At 71.9% G+C, this 16,354-nt stretch carries 14 protein-coding genes; 6 read left to right on the top strand and 8 right to left on the bottom strand.

Going from position 1 to position 16,354, the window contains the following annotated elements; genetic code table 11:
* Positions 1 to 257: 257 nt before the first annotated feature.
* From ACFYZJ_RS06475 to ACFYZJ_RS06465, 3 genes are all read left to right on the top strand, one after another.
* Positions 258 to 1,943, top strand: coding sequence for a cytochrome P450 (locus ACFYZJ_RS06475; RefSeq protein ID WP_388563518.1), 1,686 nt, complete (start codon positions 258 to 260; stop codon positions 1,941 to 1,943).
* Positions 1,927 to 2,934: a (-)-alpha-amorphene synthase gene (locus ACFYZJ_RS06470; RefSeq protein WP_388563516.1), complete on the top strand. Its 1,008-nt coding sequence runs from the start codon at positions 1,927 to 1,929 to the stop codon at positions 2,932 to 2,934. Before ACFYZJ_RS06475 ends, ACFYZJ_RS06470 begins: the two co-directional genes overlap by 17 nt.
* A 194-nt stretch (positions 2,935 to 3,128) precedes the next feature.
* Positions 3,129 to 6,032: an ATP-binding protein gene (locus ACFYZJ_RS06465; protein WP_388563514.1), complete on the top strand. Its 2,904-nt coding sequence runs from the start codon at positions 3,129 to 3,131 to the stop codon at positions 6,030 to 6,032.
* Positions 6,033 to 6,042: 10 nt separating this feature from the next.
* Here ACFYZJ_RS06465 and ACFYZJ_RS06460 read toward each other — a convergent pair whose 3' ends face one another.
* A complete protein-coding gene (locus ACFYZJ_RS06460; RefSeq protein WP_388563512.1) occupies positions 6,043 to 6,459 on the bottom strand; it encodes an ATP-binding protein in 417 nt (138 codons plus the stop codon).
* Positions 6,460 to 6,604: 145 nt separating this feature from the next.
* Here ACFYZJ_RS06460 and ACFYZJ_RS06455 point away from each other — a divergent pair, with 145 nt between their 5' ends.
* Positions 6,605 to 7,372, top strand: a complete 768-nt coding sequence (locus ACFYZJ_RS06455; RefSeq protein WP_388563510.1) for an IclR family transcriptional regulator — start codon at positions 6,605 to 6,607, stop codon at positions 7,370 to 7,372.
* Between the two features lie 41 nt (positions 7,373 to 7,413).
* A complete protein-coding gene (glpK, locus tag ACFYZJ_RS06450; RefSeq protein ID WP_388563508.1) occupies positions 7,414 to 8,931 on the top strand; it encodes a glycerol kinase GlpK in 1,518 nt (505 codons plus the stop codon).
* Between the two features lie 79 nt (positions 8,932 to 9,010).
* On the opposite strand, the gene ACFYZJ_RS06445 is transcribed toward glpK, so the two are convergent.
* A complete protein-coding gene (locus ACFYZJ_RS06445) occupies positions 9,011 to 10,741 on the bottom strand; it encodes a thiamine pyrophosphate-dependent enzyme (protein WP_388563506.1) in 1,731 nt (576 codons plus the stop codon).
* A gap of 325 nt (positions 10,742 to 11,066) precedes the next feature.
* On the opposite strand from ACFYZJ_RS06445, the gene ACFYZJ_RS06440 reads away from it, so the two are divergent.
* Positions 11,067 to 12,629, top strand: a complete 1,563-nt coding sequence (locus ACFYZJ_RS06440) for a cytochrome bc complex cytochrome b subunit (protein WP_388564511.1) — start codon at positions 11,067 to 11,069, stop codon at positions 12,627 to 12,629.
* Positions 12,630 to 12,641: 12 nt separating this feature from the next.
* Here the strand turns inward: ACFYZJ_RS06440 and ACFYZJ_RS06435 are convergent, their stop codons facing one another.
* From ACFYZJ_RS06435 to ACFYZJ_RS06410, 6 genes are all read right to left on the bottom strand, one after another.
* On the bottom strand, positions 12,642 to 13,133 hold the full coding sequence (locus ACFYZJ_RS06435) for a hypothetical protein (protein ID WP_388563504.1): 492 nt from the start codon (positions 13,131 to 13,133) through the stop codon (positions 12,642 to 12,644).
* 3 nt (positions 13,134 to 13,136) lie between these two features.
* Entirely contained in the window at positions 13,137 to 13,499 is a 363-nt protein-coding gene (locus tag ACFYZJ_RS06430; protein WP_388563503.1) for a hypothetical protein, read from the bottom strand.
* The gene (locus ACFYZJ_RS06425; protein WP_388563501.1) at positions 13,496 to 15,169 is read right to left on the bottom strand and encodes a cbb3-type cytochrome c oxidase subunit I; all 1,674 of its coding nucleotides are present in this window, start codon (positions 15,167 to 15,169) and stop codon (positions 13,496 to 13,498) included. The genes ACFYZJ_RS06430 and ACFYZJ_RS06425 overlap by 4 nt, the downstream gene beginning before the upstream one ends.
* On the bottom strand, positions 15,166 to 15,825 hold the full coding sequence (locus ACFYZJ_RS06420) for a cytochrome c oxidase subunit II (protein WP_388563499.1): 660 nt from the start codon (positions 15,823 to 15,825) through the stop codon (positions 15,166 to 15,168). Before ACFYZJ_RS06420 ends, ACFYZJ_RS06425 begins: the two co-directional genes overlap by 4 nt.
* A 95-nt stretch (positions 15,826 to 15,920) precedes the next feature.
* Positions 15,921 to 16,070: a hypothetical protein gene (locus tag ACFYZJ_RS06415; protein ID WP_388563497.1), complete on the bottom strand. Its 150-nt coding sequence runs from the start codon at positions 16,068 to 16,070 to the stop codon at positions 15,921 to 15,923.
* A 75-nt stretch (positions 16,071 to 16,145) separates the two neighbouring features.
* Entirely contained in the window at positions 16,146 to 16,352 is a 207-nt protein-coding gene (locus ACFYZJ_RS06410; protein WP_388563495.1) for a hypothetical protein, read from the bottom strand.
* Positions 16,353 to 16,354: the final 2 nt, after the last annotated feature.

The raw sequence follows: 16,354 nt of genomic DNA, 5'->3' as shown, positions 1-16,354 counted from the left end.
TCTCATGGTCTCTCGCCCAGCCCCGAACGGCGCCCTGCCGAGGTAAGCCGGCGGCGAATCCGGAGAAGGCGGAATTTCCGGTCGGTGTAGCGGGCATCGACAGTGGCCGGTCGCATGCGCCTTCGTGCTCCTGTGCGCCCCCCGAGAAAAGCACGTGGGAAGCGTGCCGCGGGTTGGACTGGTCGGGACAGGACTCATGCTCCACGTCCGAGGAACGTTCACCGATTTGCTGTGCCGACCGCGGAAGGTGGTATTCGATGAGCGGTTCCCTGCCCGAGGCCCAGCGAGTATGGACGGTGGGTACTGCGCCAGGCATATTCCCATTCGTCGGTCACGGTATCACCCTGTTCCGTCACCCACTGGCCTTTCTGAATTCCGTTTCCAAGTACGGGGATCTGGTGGAGATACGCCTCGGTCCCCAGCGCGCCTGGCTGGTGTGCCATCCCGAGCTGGTGCACCAGGTCCTCATGGACGCCCGCACCTTCGACAAGGGTGGTCCGCAGTACGACAGGCTGCGGCCACTGATGGGCAACGGCCTGGTCACCTGCGCCCACGACGACCACCGGCGGCAGCGCAAGCTGATCCAGCCCGCCTTCCACCCCGCTCGCATCACCGACTACGCGCGGGTGATGGGCGAGGAGGCAGAGTCCGTCCTCGGTGTGTGGCGGCCCGGCGGGACGGCGGACGTGAGCGGGGCGATGCTGGCCCTGACCACTCGGGTGACCAGCCGCTTCCTGCTCTCCGACGCAATGGACGCGGAGACCGTCGCCGAGCTGCGGGACTGCCTCGCGGCCCTCGTCCGGGGCCTGTTCGTCCGTACCGTCGTGCCGCTCGCCCCCCTGTTCCGGCTCCCCACGCCCGCCAACCACCGCTACCGCCGCGCCTTCGACCGCCTGCACGCGATCGTCGACACCGTCATCGACGAACGGCGGCGCGGCCGTCCCCGTGACGACCTGCTGGGCCGCCTGCTCGAGGCCGAGCGAGGTCAAGGGGGAGCGGCGGCGGTCACCGGACGGGAGATCCACGACCAGCTGATCACGCTCCTGCTCACCGGCGTGGAGAGCACCGCGATGTGCCTGGGCTCGCTGTTCGCCCTGCTGCCCGCCCATCCGGAGGTCGAGCGCCGACTGCACGCGGAGGTCGACGAGGTGCTCACCGAGGGGCGGCCGCCCGGCCCCGAGGAGCTGGCGCGCCTGGTGTACACCCGCGGCGTGGTGACGGAGACGTTGCGGGTGTATCCGCCCGGCTGGCTCTTCACCCGCACCACCACCAAGGAGACCGACCTCGCGGGCATCCGGCTCCCCAAGGGGGTGACCGTCCTGTACAGCCCGTACGTCCTGCACCACGATCCCGCGTCGTTCCCCGACCCCGACCGGTTCCTGCCCGAGCGCTGGCTCTCCGGGCGGCCCGCGGCCGCCCGGAACGGCGCCCTGCTGCCCTTCGCCGCCGGCAGCCGAAAATGCGTCGGGGACACCTTCGCCATGGCGGAGGCCACCCTGGCCGTGGCGACGGTCGCCCGCCGCTGGCGTCTGCGGCCGCTGCCCGGGCATGTCGAGCAGCCGCGCCCGGCCGCCACCCTCGGGCCGAGGGCACTGGAGATGATCTGCGAACCCCGGTCACAGATGCCGCCCGGGAAACCACCGACGCAAGCGCCCGCCACCCCGGACAAGGACGGCGCGCCCTCGGAGCCACCATCCTCCGAGCCTCTGTTCTCCGGGCCACGCGCATCCCAACCACCATCCTCCGAGCCACCATCCTCCGAGCCCCTGTCCTCCGGGCGGCTCTCCTCCCAGCCATTGCCTTTTGTGCCCCGGACAGAGGTCGCCCGCATTCCGCCCGGCACCACCGCCCGATCCCCCCAGGAATTCCCCGCAAACGGAACGGCGGCATCCTCGCCGTGGAACCGCCGAAGGGAAGGTGACAAAGGTGCCCGCGGAGCATGAAGGCCTGGCGGCCGGACCGCACACCGGGAATCCGGCCGGAAACCTCAAGGAACTGATCGAGTCCGAGCTCTACATGCCCTTTCCCCCACTGCGCAATCCGCACGAATCCGAGGCCGCGGCCGGCGTCGAGGAATGGTTACGCAACTGGGGGCTGACCGACGACCCCACGGTCGCCGCGATGATCGCCCGCACCCGTCCCGCGGAACTGGCCTCCTACAACGGCCCCACCATGGACGCCGGCATCCTGCGGATCGTGGCGAACCAGATCGCCTACCAGTTCGTCTTCGACGACCGGGCGGAAGAGATCGGCCGGCACCGGCCGAGCAGGCTGATGCCGATGCTCTGCGAGAGCATCGGCATCCTGCGCGACGGCCGGCCGCCGACCACTCCGCTCGGGGCCGCCCTGGCCGACCTGTACCGGCAGGTCGAAGAGCGCTGCACCCCCGACCAGGCCGCGCGCTGGGCCTGGCACGGCCGCGAGTACGTGCACGGCCTGCTGTACGAGGCGGTGGCCCAGACGGACCCTTCCCGCATACGGATCGGTCTGTGCGACTCGATACGGGCCCTCACCGCGGGCGTCGAACCCTTCTACCCGCTGTGCGAGGCGGCGCAGCCCGACGAACTGTCCCCCGAGGAGCTCTGGCAGCCGGCCATGCGCCGGCTGCGGAGACTGTCGGCCGACGCCGCGGTGTGGATACCCGACCTGTTCTCCGCCGTGAAGGAGCAACGGGAGGGCGGCGTGATCAACCTGGTCCTGGCCTACCGCAGGGAGCACCACTGCACCCTGCCACAGGCCGTCCGGCTCGCCATCAGGAGGATCAACGACACCGTCAGGGAGTTCGAGCGGCTCTCCGAGGAGATCCGGCCGCGGTCGAGCCCCGCCGGCCTCGGCTATGTGGACGGCATGGCCGGCTGGATCCGCGGCTGCTACCACTGGTCCCGCGACGTGCCGCGCTACGCGGACACCGCGGCCGTCCCCGTCGGCCGGTGACGCGCACTCCCCGCCGGGCTCCCGCAAGGAGCCCGGTTCGGCGGCGTTACCCGAGGTGCGGACGAGCAAACCGCCGCCGTTGATGATTCATTCTTTCCATACGCCGTACCGCCCGAAAGCCTCCTGCCCGCGCCCACCAGGGCGTACGCTCAGCGCTGTCTTCCGACAGCTGACCGCAGGAAGCGACGGGGTACATGGCGCACGGACCACGGCAACCGATCGTCGGGAACCGGACGTTGCTCGAGCGAAACCGTGAACTGGAGGCGATCGACTCCGCGTTGGCGGACCTGTGCGACGCGGCCGACGGCGTCGCGCCCGCTCGGCGGGGCGGACTGCTCGCCTTCACCGGATCGGCCGGCATGGGCAAGACCACCCTCCTCGCTCGGGCCCGCGCCCGCGCCGTGGCCCACGGGTGCACCGTGCTCTCCGGCAAGGGCGGCGAGAACGAACAGGGTCTGGCGTTCCGTGTGGTCCGGCAACTCCTGCAGCCCGTCCTCGCGACGATGGACGGCACGGACCGCCGGGAGCTGCTGGGCAGTTGGTACGACATCGTCGCCGCCGCCCTCGGCCTCGAGGCGGAGTGTGCCGTACCGGTGCCGGATCCGACCGTGGTCCGTGACGGCCTGGACTGGGTCATGACCCGCCTGACGGTGCTGAAGGCGCCCGTCGTGCTGCTCCTGGACGACATGCACTGGGCCGACGACGAGTCCCTGAGCTGGCTCGCGTCCTTCGCGCCACGCGCCGAGGACCTGCCACTGCTGATCGTCGTCGGCTACCGGCCGGACGAACTTCCCCCGGGCGCAACGAACTTCGGCTCCCTCGCCGAACGCCACGGCGACCGCCCCTACACCCTGGCGCCGCTCACCGCCGAAGGCGTGGCACGGATCCTGCGGGACGAACTGGGGGAGGGAGCAGAGGACACGTTCTGCGACGAATGCCGGCAGATCACCGGCGGCAGCCCGTTCGAGACCGTCGAACTTGCGATCCGACTCGGCCGACGCCGGATGAAGGGCACCCGCGAGGAACTTCCCGTGATGCGGGACCTCGCCTCCGTGGTCAAGGGCCCCGGACTGCTGGCACGCCTGCGGCAACTCGGCGCACCCACCGTCCGCTTCGCCTGGGCCGCCGCCGTGCTCGGCAGTTCCATCTCACGGGAACTCGCCGCCGCCATCGCGGTGATCGGCGCCGAGCAGGCCGCCGAGGAGGTCGGGACGTTGCGCTCCGCCCGGATCCTGGCCGAGGGCGAGGGCCCCGACGGCACCCTGGAGTTCGTTCACCCGCTGATCGCCACCACCGTCTACCGGGCCATCCCGCCCGGCGTGCGGGTCGGACTGCACAACGCGGCCGCGGAGGCCGTCCGCACGGCCGGGCTCGGTGCCGTCGCGGCCGCCCGGCATCTGCTGGAGGTTCCCTGCGAGGGCAACACCGACGCGGTCGACTGCCTGCGCGAGGCCGCCCGTGAGTACCTGCGCGCCGGCGCCCCCGAAGCCGCCCGGCGCGTCCTGACCCGGGCGCTGCGCGAGCCGCCCGCCGAGGAGGACCGTGCCGCCCTGCTCCACGAACTCGCCGGTGCCACGTTCCTGATCGACCCGGCGGCGACCGTCGGCCATCTGCGGGCGGCGCTGGCCGAGCCGGTGGTCGACGACGAGCTGCGCGCCCGCATCGTCTACCGGCTGACGCAGGCGCTCGCGCACACCGACCGGGTGGCGGAGGCCGCGGCCGTGGCCGCCGAGGAGGCGCGCCGCGCCACGCACTCGCGCACGCGTCTGAGGATGCAGGCCGACCACTTCCAGTGGAGCGCCTGCCGCACCGACGAACCCGACCCGCGGGCCCGCTCGCGCCGACTGGCCCGGCTGGCCGCGCGGCTGCCCGGCCGGAACCTGGAGGAGCGCTGCATCCTCGGGCTGAGGGCCTGGGACGCCCTCCTGCACGGCGAGCCGCGCAGCACGGTCCTGGAGTACGCGGAGAAGGCCCTGCGCGGCGGACTGAGCTGGACCGAGGAGAACCGCGGCTTCGAGGTCCCCGTCTCGGTCGCCCTCACGTTCATGTACTGCGACCAGCCGCGACGCGCGGAAGAGCTGTTCACCCGGGGCATCGCGGAGTGCGAGGCCAAGGGCTGGCGCGGCTCCCACCTGGCGCTCGGCCAGACCCTCCTCGGTTACATCCGCCACCGCCGCGGCTGCCTCGCCGAGGCGGAGGACCTGGTACGGGAGGGGCTGCACATCGCCGAACGGGTGCGGGAGGCGGTTCCCGCGCAGTGGTTCGCGATCGGCATCCTCATCCAGATCCTGCTGGCCCGGGGGCGCACCGCCGAGGCACGCCACGTCGCCGACGCACACCGCTACGGTGAGATCGTCCCGCGCGCCGTCGTCTACCCCGACCCGCGTACGGTCCACGCCGAACTGCTCCTGGCCGAGGGACGCGACGACGAGGCGGAGAAGCTGCTGTGCGCTGCAGGGGAGTGGCTGGAGTCACGGGCCTGGCGCAACCCGGCCTGGTGCCCCTGGCAGCTCCACCTGGCGTCCGCCCTCGCCACCCGGTCCCCGGAGCGCGCCGTCCGCCTCGCCGGGCAGGCTGTCAAGCGGGCCCGGGACTTCGGCGCGGCATCCGTGATCGGCCAGGCCCTGCACCTGGAGGCCGAGGTGACCGGCGGCGCCGGCGCGCTCGACACACACGCGGAGGCCGTGGCCCAGCTGGAGCGCTCACCGGCGTCGTACGAGCTGGCCCGGGCCCTGGTCGGACACGGCGCCGCACTGCTGGGGGGCGGCAGGGTGCAGGAGGCCGCCGACCGGCTCTACCGGGGGCTGGAGGTCGCCGTCCACTGTGGCGCGGAGGGCGTCGCCACCCGGGCCAGGGCGGAGCTGTCCGCGGCGGGCCTGCCGTCGCTGCCCCTGCGCTACGCCCAGTCGGACACCCTCACCGCTCAGGAACGCACCGCCGCCGGACTGACCGCCCAGGGCCACCCGGCGTCGGTCGTGGCCAAGGAGCTGCGTCTGACCGAGCAGGGTGTGAGGCAGTTGCTCTCCTCCGTGTACCGCAAGGTCGGCACCGACGCCGCGGGGCTCGCCCAGGCCCTGAAGACCTTTCCCCGGCCGTGACCGGCCACCCTCACCCGACGAGCACGTCCGCCCAGCGACTGGTACCGCCCGGGCGCGTGTCCACACCGCACCGGGCTGACAAAGTGGTGACGATGTCGATGCCCCGGCCGTGCTCGTCGGGGTCGACTTCGCAGGACGTACGCGCGGGTCCCATGTCGGTGACGTCCACCCGTACGGCACCGCGTCCGTCCACCAGGACCCATGACAGTCTGAGGGTGGCCGGGGGCAGGGCGTGCACCAGAGCGTTGGTGAGCAGCTCCGAGGTCACCAGGAGCACGTCGTCGGCGGCGTCCTTCGGCAGGTTCCAGCGGGCGAGGACCGCCTGTACGCGTCGGCGCACCGTCGAGACGGCCCTGGGCGCGTGCGGCAGCGGAAAGACGTGTTCCACGTCCACGCGCGGCGCGGCGCCGAGCTGCGCTGTGATCATGGGGCCTCCTCCTCGGGCAGCGCCACCGGCCGGGAGCCGGGCGTGATGGAACGCTAAGGACGGAAATGCCGGGGGTCAATGAACTGCGGTCGGCATTACCGAACACAAGTCCTTAATCCGGATGAATCAGGACTATGATCGCTTCATGGCAGGCCCGGTCCAGTCCATCGAGAGGGCGGCGGCGATCTTGCGCCTGCTCGCCGCCGGTCCCCGTCGGCTCGGACTCGGCGAGGTGGCGTCCGCGCTGGGCCTGGCCAAGGGCACCGCCCACGGCATCCTGCGCACCCTGCAGCACGTCGACTTCGTGGAGCAGGACGCGGCGACGGGAAAGTACCAGTTGGGGGCGGCCCTGCTGCACCTGGGCACCAGCTACCTCGACGTGAACGAGCTACGGTCGCGTGCCATCAACTGGGCCGACGCCCTGGCCGCCCGCAGCGGGGAGGCGGTCCGCCTGGGCACGCCCCTGGAGGGCAAGGTGCTCGTGGTCCACCACGTCTTCCGCCCGGACGACACCCTCCAGACCCTGGACGTGGGCGCGCTGCTGCCGCTGCACGCCTCCTCGCTCGGCAAGGTCCTGCTGGCCTTCGGGGCCGCACCCGTCGAACCCCTGCTGGAGACCGAACTGGAGGCGTACACCCGGCACACCCTGGTCCTCCCGGAGGACCTCACCCGGGCGCTCGGCGAGATCCGGGAGCTCGGCTGGGGCGCCGAGGTGCAGGAGATGAGCGTGGGCGAGGGCGGGATCGCCGCGCCGATCCGGGGGCACGGCGGCCTGGTGGTCGGCGCGATCGGCCTGTCCGGCCCCGTCGAGCGGATCTGCGACACCAAAGGCCGGCCGCTGCCGGCCCTGATCACCTTGCTCCGGGAGGCGGCGCGGGCGATCTCGAGAGACCTGGGCGCGGCCCGCTGGTAGGTCCGGGCACCCCGGCGACGCATGGGAAGGCAGGCCCGATCATGGTTGAACGGTATGTGGTGTCCATCGACCAGGGCACCACCTCCACGCGGTGCATCCTGTTCGACCACCGCGGGCGGCTGGTGTCGGTCGCCCAGCGGGAGCACCAGCAGTACTTCCCCCGGCCCGGCTGGGTCGAGCACGACGCCGTGGAGATCTGGCGCAACCTGCAGCGCGTGGTGCCCGAGGCGCTGTCCAACGCCGGCATCGACCCCGAACAGGTCGCCGCCATCGGGATCGCCAACCAGCGCGAGACGACCGTGCTGTGGGATCCGCGCACCGGGGCCCCGCTGGGCCGGGCGATCGTCTGGCAGGACACCCGTACCGGCCCGATGGTCGATGACCTCATGGACCGGCCGGGGGACGAGTTCTTCCTCGACCGCTGCGGCCTTCCTCCCTCGACCTACTTCTCCGCACCCCGGATCCGCTGGCTGTTCGACAACGTCGAGGGCCTGGAGCAGCGGGCCGAGGCCGGCGAGGTGCTGTTCGGCACCATCGAGAGCTGGCTGATCTGGAACCTCACCGGCGGCACCGACGGCGGTCTGCACATCACCGACGTCACCAACGCCAGCCGCACCATGCTGATCAACATCCGGACGCTGACCTGGGACCAGGAGCTGATGGAGTTCTTCGGGGTGCCCCGCCCGATGCTGCCGGAGATCCGGTCCTCCGCCGAGATCTACGCCGAGGCCCGCTCGGTGCTCCCGGGCGTCCGCATCACGGCCGCCCTCGGCGACCAGCAGGCGGCCCTGTTCGGACAGACCTGCTTCTCACCCGGCGAGGCGAAGTGCACCTACGGCACCGGCAGCTTCCTGCTGATGAACACCGGTACCGACCTCGTGCGGTCCCGGCACGGGCTGCTCACCACCGTCGCGTACCGGATCGCCCCCCATCCCACGGTCTACGCCCTGGAGGGCCCGATCGCCGTCACCGGTTCCCTGGTCCAGTGGTTCCGTGACCGTCTGGGCCTGATCAACAGCGCACCCGAGATCGAGACCCTGGCCCGTACCGTCGAGGACAACGGCGGCTGCTACATCGTCCCCGCGTTCTCCGGCCTGTTCGCCCCCCACTGGCGCAGCGACGCACGCGGCGTCATCGTCGGCCTCACCTCCTACATCACCAAGGGGCACCTGGCCCGTGCCGTCCTGGAGGCCACCGGCTGGCAGACGCGGGAGGTCGTCGACGCGATGAACGCGGACTCCGGGCTCGCCCTGAAGCAGCTGAAGGTGGACGGCGGCATGACCTCCGACAACCTGCTCATGCAGTTCCTGGCCGATGTGCTCGACGTCCCCGTCGTACGGCCCATGGTCGCCGAGACGGTCTCCCTCGGCGCCGCCTACGCCGCCGGACTGGCCTCCGGCTACTGGCCCGATCTGGAGGTGCTGCGCAGCAACTGGCACCGGGCCGCCCAGTGGCTGCCCGGCATGGACCCTGAGCGTCGGGAGTGGGAGTACGAGAACTGGCAGCGGGCCGTCGAACGGTCCCTGGGCTGGGTCCGGCCGCCGAAACACCCCTCGTGACGACGGACGGTGGAACGGACGGGACACCGCCGGGGCGTGGCGACACAGGGGCGGCATCACCCACACCGGAACCGCTCGCTCACGACCGTCGTCCCCGCAGGAGCGCACGGATCCGCCGGCGTGCGCCCTCTTCCGCCGGGCCGGCGGGCCGCGGCGGCTCGGTCTCCGCGTCCACGACGAACTCCACGACCACGGGCCGCCGCGCGGCGAGGGCGGCGTCCCAGGCGGCGCCGATGTCCCTCGGGCGGTAGCAGTGGACGCCCTCCAGACCGAGCAGGCGGGCGTAGGCGGCGTAGGGCACGTCCGGGACCGAGGAGGTGCCGCTCAGCCGAGGGTTGCCGGTGGTCGCCCGCCGGTCCCAGGTGGCCAGGTTGAGATCGCGGTTGTTGAGCACGCAGAAGACCAGCGGGGGGCCGCCGGACAGGCGGTCGAGCTGGTCCTTGACGGTGATCATCTCGGCCATCCCGCTCATCTGGAAGGCGCCGTCACCCACGAAGGCGATGACCGGCAGGTCCGGGTGCGCGAAGCGGGCCGCCAGGGCGTACGGGACGGCGGTTCCCATGGCCGCGTGGTGCCCCGAGAGGGCGGTGCGCATGCCCGCGCGCAGTTGCAGATGGCGCGCCCACCACACGGTGCCGGCGCCCGCGTCGGCCGTGAGCAGCGCCCGGTCGGGGAGCCGGTCGGAGAGCTCGGCGGCGACGGCGGCCGGGTTGATGAGGTGTCCGAAGTGCTGCCGCGCCTCGGCGCGCCGGTTCTTGTGCCAGCTCCGCACGCTCTTCTCCACGCTCCGGCGCCAGGCGCGGTTCTTCTTGTGGCGCAGCAGCGGCAGCAGCGCCTCCAGCGTCTGCTTCGGATCGCCGACCAGACGCACGTCCCCCGGTCGGCACGCAACGGTCACGCCCGCCTCCGGGTTGATCTCGACGCTGCGCACCTCCCACCGGCCGGGCGGCAGCCAGGCCTCGCGGGGGCCCGCCCCGACCAGCAGCAGGGTGTCACAGGCACGCACCAGCCTCTCGCTGGCCGGGGTGGCGACGCGGCCCGCCGGACCGGTCACGTACCCCAGGTCGTCGGGGAGAACGTCCAGCGCCAGGAGTGCCTTCGCCACCCCGGCGCCGAGCAGCTCGGCCACCCGCTCGACCTCCACCCCCGCGTGCGCCGTGCCCCGCCCGATGACCATGGCCACCTTCCGGCCCTCGTCGAGGATGCCGGCCGCACGACGCAACTCCCCCTCCTCGGGCATCAGGTGCGGCCGGCTCCGACCGAGTGCGACGACGTCCGCCGGAACCGCCGCCCCGGCCGCTGACGGGGCCTGCTGTTCCAGGACGTCGGCCGGCAGGACCACCACGGCCACACCGCGCCGGTCCGACGCCGCCCGAAAGGCCCGGTCCAGCGCGGCCCCCGCCTGTTCCGGGGAGGTGACGACCTCGCAGGACTCCGACACGTCCGCGCACAGCCGGTCCAGGTGCACCGCCTGCGGCCGGCGGGCCCGCGCACCGGTCCGCGGCGCGTCGCCGAGCAGGGCCACCACCGGCTGCCGGTCCAGCTGGGCGTCGTACAGGCCGTTGAGGACCTGTACGGCCCCCGGCCCGGACGGGGCGAGGCAGCAGCCGACGGTGTCCGTGAACCGCGCGTGCCCGCAGGCCATGAAGGAGGCGGCCTCGCCGTGCCGTGCCTGGACGAACTCCGGTTCCCGGCCCGCCCGGCGGAAGGCCTCCAGCAACGGGTCGGCCCCCTGCCCCGGATAGCCGTACACCCGGACGACGCCCCAGGCGCGCAGGCGCTCCCGTACGACTTCCGAAACCAGGGCCATGAGTCCTCCCGCACATGTGCTGTGACGAGACCTGCCCCCGAGCCCGGCCGTCCCCGACCGCCACCGGCGGGAATGGGTCCCGGCGGACCGCTTTTTCCACCCATTGGCGCAGGTCCCTCGGGAGAGCCCGGCCGCCGGCGGATGCCGGACGCGGGCACCTGTACGGCGCAGCGGGCGTTTCGCCCGCGTCTCGACAGGACACGGCTGTGTCGATCGAAGCGGACGGCTGCCCCGGGAGGACGAGCGCGTGCGGGCGTCAGAGGATGAGCGGCCCAGTGGGGCGGAGCACCGCGGGGAGCGCCTGGTGTCCGTGCTCGACCGGCGCATGCCGCTGCGGACGCTGGCACAGGAGTACCTGCGCAAGGCCTTCCCCGACCACTGGTCGTTCCTGCTGGGCGAGATCGCCCTGTACAGCCTGCTCATCCTGGTGGTGACGGGTGTCTACCTCACCCTCTTCTTCCACCCGGACATGACCGAGACCTCGTACACCGGCTCCTACGCCCCGCTGCGGGGTACCCGGGCCTCCCAGGCGTACATCTCGACGCTGTACATCAGCTTCGACGTCCGGGGCGGACTGCTCGTCCGGCAGATCCACCACTGGGGAGCGGATGTCTTCGTGGCCGCCGTCGGCTGCCATCTGCTGCGGATCTTCTTCACCGGCGCCTTCCGCCGCCCCCGCGAGGCCAACTGGATGATCGGGGTGACGCTGTTCCTGCTGGCCCTGCTCGAAGGGTTCTGCGGCTACTCGCTCCCGGACGACCTGCTCTCCGGCACGGGGCTGCGCACCTCGCAGGGGATCGTGCTGTCGATCCCCGTCGTCGGCACCTATCTGAGCTTCTTCATCTTCGACGGCCAGTACCCGGGGCACGCCATCGTCTCCCGGCTGTACATCGCCCACGTCCTGCTGGTCCCGGGTCTGCTGCTGCTCCTGGTCCGGGTGCACCTCGGGCTCGTGGTGAAGCTCAAGCACACCCAGTGGGCCGAGCCGGGCCGCACCAACCGCAACGCGGTCGGCAAGCCGATGTTCCCCCAGTACGCCGCCAAGTCGACGGGCCTGTTCTTCGCCCTCGCCGGTGTCCTCACCCTGATGGCGGCCCTGTTCCAGATCAACCCCATCTGGGACTTCGGTCCCTACCGCGCGGACCACGTGTCGCTGGACTCGCAGCCCGACTGGTACGTCGGCTATCTGGAGGGCGCCCTGCGCCTGATGCCCGCCTGGGAGACGAACTTCGCCGGCCACACCATCGCCTGGGACGTGTTCCTGCCCGGGGTGGCGCTGCCCGCCGTGCTGTTCGGGGTCCTCTACGGCTATCCGCTGTTCGAACGCTGGCTCACAGGACCGTCCCGCGAGCACCACCTGTGCGACCGGCCCCGCAACCAGCCCACCCGTACGGCGCTCGGTGTGGTCGGGGTGACCGTCTACGGGGTGCTGCTGATGGCCGGGGGCCAGGACGTGCTGGCGTATGTCTTCCACGTTCCGGTCGAGTACCTGACGTACACCTTCCGCACCCTGTTCTTCGTCGGCCCCCTGTTCGCCTACTGGGCGACGCGGCGTCTGTGCCTGGGGCTGCAGGCTGCGGACCGACGCAGGCTGCGGGAGGGAGGGGGCACCGGGGACGTGCGGCGGACGGCGGTGGGCGGCTACCGCGAAGGCCGGACCGCGGTCCCGGCCGAGGAGGCGTACCGGATCCTGGTGCGTGACACCCCTCGTCCCCGGGCGGAGGGCACGGAGGTGTGGCGGCTCTTCCGTCGGCACCGGGTGCGCAACCGGCTCAGCGCCTGGTACTTCGGCGACCGTGTCGAACTGCCCGCCGCGGACTGGCAGACGCGGGCGGTACGGGCCGTGACCGCCGACCCGGAGGAGGCCGAGAAGGCGCACAGCGGCTGAGGGGCCGCGGGGTCAGCCGGCGCGTCGCACCTCCCGAGCCTCCTCCGCGTGGATCCACCGCCAGGTCACCGTCAGCGCCGCGAGACCGACCGGCAGCATGGACACCACCATGGCGAGCCCCGCCGCGTCCTCACCCGCGGCGATCAGCCCGACGGCGGGCAGGTCGAGCAACGGCATGGACAGGTAGAGGTACAGGCACCTTCCTGGGTCCGACAGCCGGTGCCGGGTGCCCACGACCGGCAGCCAGAACCACACCGCCGCCGCCACCACGGCCGCCTCCCACCAGGCCATGGGGCCCGGCGGCCGGGCGGCCCCGGTGCGCGCGAGCGTCACCGCGGCGTGCAGCAGGAGGAAGAACGGCAGCGCGACCGCCGCGGGCAGAGACAGGCGCCGCCACACCGGGTGCCGCCGGGTCGCCCGGATGACACCCGGAACCAGCGCGGACACCGCCAGCCCGGTCACGGCCATGTCCCACCCGGGGCCGACCATCGCGTGCCCGGTCACGGCTCATCCCTCGCCCGGGGTGGAGGTGCCCCGTACGGCGAGGGCGGCGGCCACCCCGAGCAGCGGGACGGCCACGACCAGCAGCCACAGACCGTAGACGGAGGACAGCACGCCCACGGTGATCCCCGCCGCCGCGGGCAGGACCGCCGCCGCGCCGCCGCGGTGCAGCCGGTAGCGGGTGTGCTGCTCCGGCCCGGCCTCCGAGGACCCGAGCACGAGCAGTGCGGCCACTTCGAGCAGCGCCACAGCCGAGCCCCACAGCCAGTAGACGAGGCTCGCCTCCCCGTAGACGGCGAGGACCGCGAGCAGCACGCCGTTGAGCAGCCCCCACGCCGCCACCAGCAGCGCCGCCGCATGCCGTTTCACGGGCGGCTCCCGGACAGCGCGGCCGGGCCGGCCGACTGCGCCCGCTCCTCCCGCAGCGTCAGCAGTGGGGCGTGGCCGTGCACCGGCGGCACCGGGTGCTCGGGCGTGAAGTTCGTCGCCGGCGGAGGCGAGGAAGTGGCCCACTCCAGGGTGTTCGCGCCCCAGGGGTCGGGCGGAGCGGGCACATGGCGGCCCAGTGAGCGCTTGCGCAGCGTCCACAGCACATTGACGACGAACACGACCATGCCCGCCGCGAGCACGGCGGCCCCGCAGCTGGCGAGCAGGTTGAGCAGGCTGAATCCGTCGAAGGGGGCGTAGCCGGCGACCCGGCGCGGCATTCCTTCGTAGCCGAGGGCGAACATCGGCAGGAAGGTGAGGTTGGTGCCGATCACCAGCAGCACGAAGTGCAGACGGCCCAGGCGCTCGCCCAGTTCCACGCCGGTGGCCTTCGGGAACCAGAAGTAGACGGCCGCGAACAGCCCGAAGGCGCTGCCGGCGAACAGCACGTAGTGCAGATGGGCCACCACGAAGTAGCTGTCCGTGAAGTGGTAGTCGAGGACCGGGGTGCCGACCATGATCCCGGTCAGGCCCCCGATCAGGAACTGCGGCAGGAAGGCCAGGGCGAAGAGCATCGGGGCGCGGAAGACCAGCCGGCCGCCGAGCACCGTGCCGATCATGCTGAAGTACTCCACGCCCGCCGGGACCAGCAGGCTGATCGACGTCAGGGAGTAGTAGTCGTTCGCGACCTGCCCGGTCGCGAACATGTGGTGGGCCCACACACTCATCGACAGCGCGGCGAACACCAGCAGGGACAGGACCGTGCCCTTGTAGCCGAAGAAGGCCCGTCCGGAGAAGACGGCCAGCACCTCGGCGACCGCCCCGAGATACGGGAAGAACATGACGTACACGACCGGGTGGCCGTAGAACCAGAACAGGTGCTGGTAGCCGATGTTCCAGGCGTTCGCGTGGAAGACGGACGGGTCGGCGCGGCCCGCGGCGAGCAGGATCAGCGCCGCGAGGAGCGAGGGGAAGGACCCGATGACCATCAGACAGCTGGCCACCATGGACCAGGTGAAGACGGGCATCCGCAGCATGGTCATCCCCTGGGTCCGCTTGCGCAGCGCCGTCCAGAGCACGGTCCAGCCCATGAGGATCATGCCGGTGGTGGAGATCAGTACGCCGGCGATCCACAGGTCGGGGCCGACGCCGGGGGAGTAGTCGCTGTCGGCCAGCGGCGGATACGAGAACCAGCCGGAGCTGGCGCTGCCGTTGGCGGTGGCGAGGCTGACCAGGACCAGAGCGGCGCCGCACGCGTAGAGCCAGTGGCCGAGCAGCGTGGTGCGGGGCGCGGCGATGGCCGGGGCACCGATCTGCAGCGGAACCAGGTAGACGCCGATCCCGAGGGCGAAGGGAGTGATGACGAGGTAGATCATCCCCGAGCCGTGCAGGGTGAACAGCTGGTTGTAGGTGTGCGGGGCCACCAGGTCCAGCTCCGGCTGGGCGAGCTGGGCGCGCATGACCAGGGCGAAGGCGCCCATCACCAGCAGCAGCACCAGCGAGGTGGCGATGGTCAGCAGGCCGATCCGCTTGTGGTCGGTGCTGGTGGCCCAGCCGAGCCAGTTGCCGGCCGGAACCTTGCGCGACCGGCTCCGCGCAGGAGCCGTCGTCATGCCGGCGTACCGCCCGCGGCCGCCCCCGCGTGCTGGGCCAGCCATGTGTCGTACGCGGCGGGTGACACGGCCTTGAACCAGAAGTCCATCGTGTGGTGGCGGTCCCCGCAGAACTCCCCGCACCGCCCGATCCAGCGGCCCTCACGGTCCACGGTGAGGGTGAAGGTGTTGACATGGTGCGGGAAGATGTCGCGCTTGTACCGGAGTTGGGGCACCCACAGGGAGTGGATGACGTCCCGGGAGGTCATCGTGAACCGGATCGGCCGTCCGGTCGGCACCACGAGCGTCGGCTGTTTTCCGCCGCGGCAGTCGGCGCTCACCGCGAGCGGCTTCGCGGCCTGCGGATAGTCGAACCGCCAGCACCACTGGAACGACGAGACCTTGATCTCGACCGGATCGGCCTGTGCCGCCGCTTTGTGCTCGTCGTGGTTCTGCCGGGCCGTGTAGGCCACCAGGAAGGCCGCCACGGCGGTCAGCACGGCGACGTAGAGGACTTCGGGACGGGTGTGCTCCAGTCGGCGCGACGGGCTGCGCCGGGCCCCCGCCCGGCGCCACACCAGGGCCAGGCACACCAGCGCCACGACGACGGCGAACACGAACGCGGCGAGAGCGGACTCGAGCGCGAACACCGTCCCGAAGAACTGCCGCGTGGTCATGGTGCTCCTGTTGTGTCGCGCCGGACGCGTGAACAGGAAGCGACATTACGGGCGTACGGTGCTTTCCGGCCAGGTGACACACCGTACGCCGATGCTCAGCGGGGGTGCCTTGAGCCGTGCCGGAACGCAACCATCCGCCAGATCCTGACCTCGCGCATGATTCCGGGCATCTCCCTCACCAGCAGGGACAGCGCCAGGCCGCCCACGATCAGCGCCTCCGCCATCAGCACTCGTCTGGCCGTCATCTTCCGTACTCCTCGCTCGTCGTCTGTCGGGCCGCGCCCCAGCGGGCGCGGCCTCGGGGCGCCCTGGCCGGCGCCTCACCCGGGGGAGAGGCTCGGCATCATCTTCATGATCGCGTCGTGCTTCTTCCAGTGGACCCCGGTCGAGCGCCGCGCGTCGGCGGTCCCGTCCCTGTGGTGTCCGGGCTGCCGGTGGTAGGGGCCCTTGTTCCCCTGGTGCAGCCCGGTGACGTGCCGGGGCGTAGTGGGTTTGACCTGCGGTCTGCCTACTCGGATCCTGCCCATCG

The organism is Streptomyces sp. NPDC001848, from assembly GCF_042891915.1.
GTDB lineage: Bacteria > Actinomycetota > Actinomycetes > Streptomycetales > Streptomycetaceae > Streptomyces.
The sequence above is the reverse complement of the archived record's forward strand: the minus strand, read 5'-3'. Positions and strand labels throughout refer to the sequence as shown.

What these genes read in the sequence shown, in the direction of transcription:
- ACFYZJ_RS06445 (WP_388563506.1), bottom strand. Translation starts at nt 10,741, where the DNA reads ATGGCCCTGGTTTCGGAAGTCGTACGGGAGCGCCTGCGCGCCTGGGGC.
- ACFYZJ_RS06420 (WP_388563499.1), bottom strand. Translation starts at nt 15,825, where the DNA reads ATGACCACGCGGCAGTTCTTCGGGACGGTGTTCGCGCTCGAGTCCGCT.
- ACFYZJ_RS06440 (WP_388564511.1), top strand. Translation starts at nt 11,067, where the DNA reads ATGCCGCTGCGGACGCTGGCACAGGAGTACCTGCGCAAGGCCTTCCCC.
- ACFYZJ_RS06410 (WP_388563495.1), bottom strand. Translation starts at nt 16,352, where the DNA reads ATGGGCAGGATCCGAGTAGGCAGACCGCAGGTCAAACCCACTACGCCC.
- ACFYZJ_RS06455 (WP_388563510.1), top strand. Translation starts at nt 6,605, where the DNA reads ATGGCAGGCCCGGTCCAGTCCATCGAGAGGGCGGCGGCGATCTTGCGC.
- glpK (WP_388563508.1), top strand. Translation starts at nt 7,414, where the DNA reads ATGGTTGAACGGTATGTGGTGTCCATCGACCAGGGCACCACCTCCACG.
- ACFYZJ_RS06415 (WP_388563497.1), bottom strand. Translation starts at nt 16,070, where the DNA reads ATGACGGCCAGACGAGTGCTGATGGCGGAGGCGCTGATCGTGGGCGGC.
- ACFYZJ_RS06465 (WP_388563514.1), top strand. Translation starts at nt 3,129, where the DNA reads ATGGCGCACGGACCACGGCAACCGATCGTCGGGAACCGGACGTTGCTC.
- ACFYZJ_RS06425 (WP_388563501.1), bottom strand. Translation starts at nt 15,169, where the DNA reads ATGACGACGGCTCCTGCGCGGAGCCGGTCGCGCAAGGTTCCGGCCGGC.
- ACFYZJ_RS06475 (WP_388563518.1), top strand. Translation starts at nt 258, where the DNA reads ATGAGCGGTTCCCTGCCCGAGGCCCAGCGAGTATGGACGGTGGGTACT.
- ACFYZJ_RS06460 (WP_388563512.1), bottom strand. Translation starts at nt 6,459, where the DNA reads ATGATCACAGCGCAGCTCGGCGCCGCGCCGCGCGTGGACGTGGAACAC.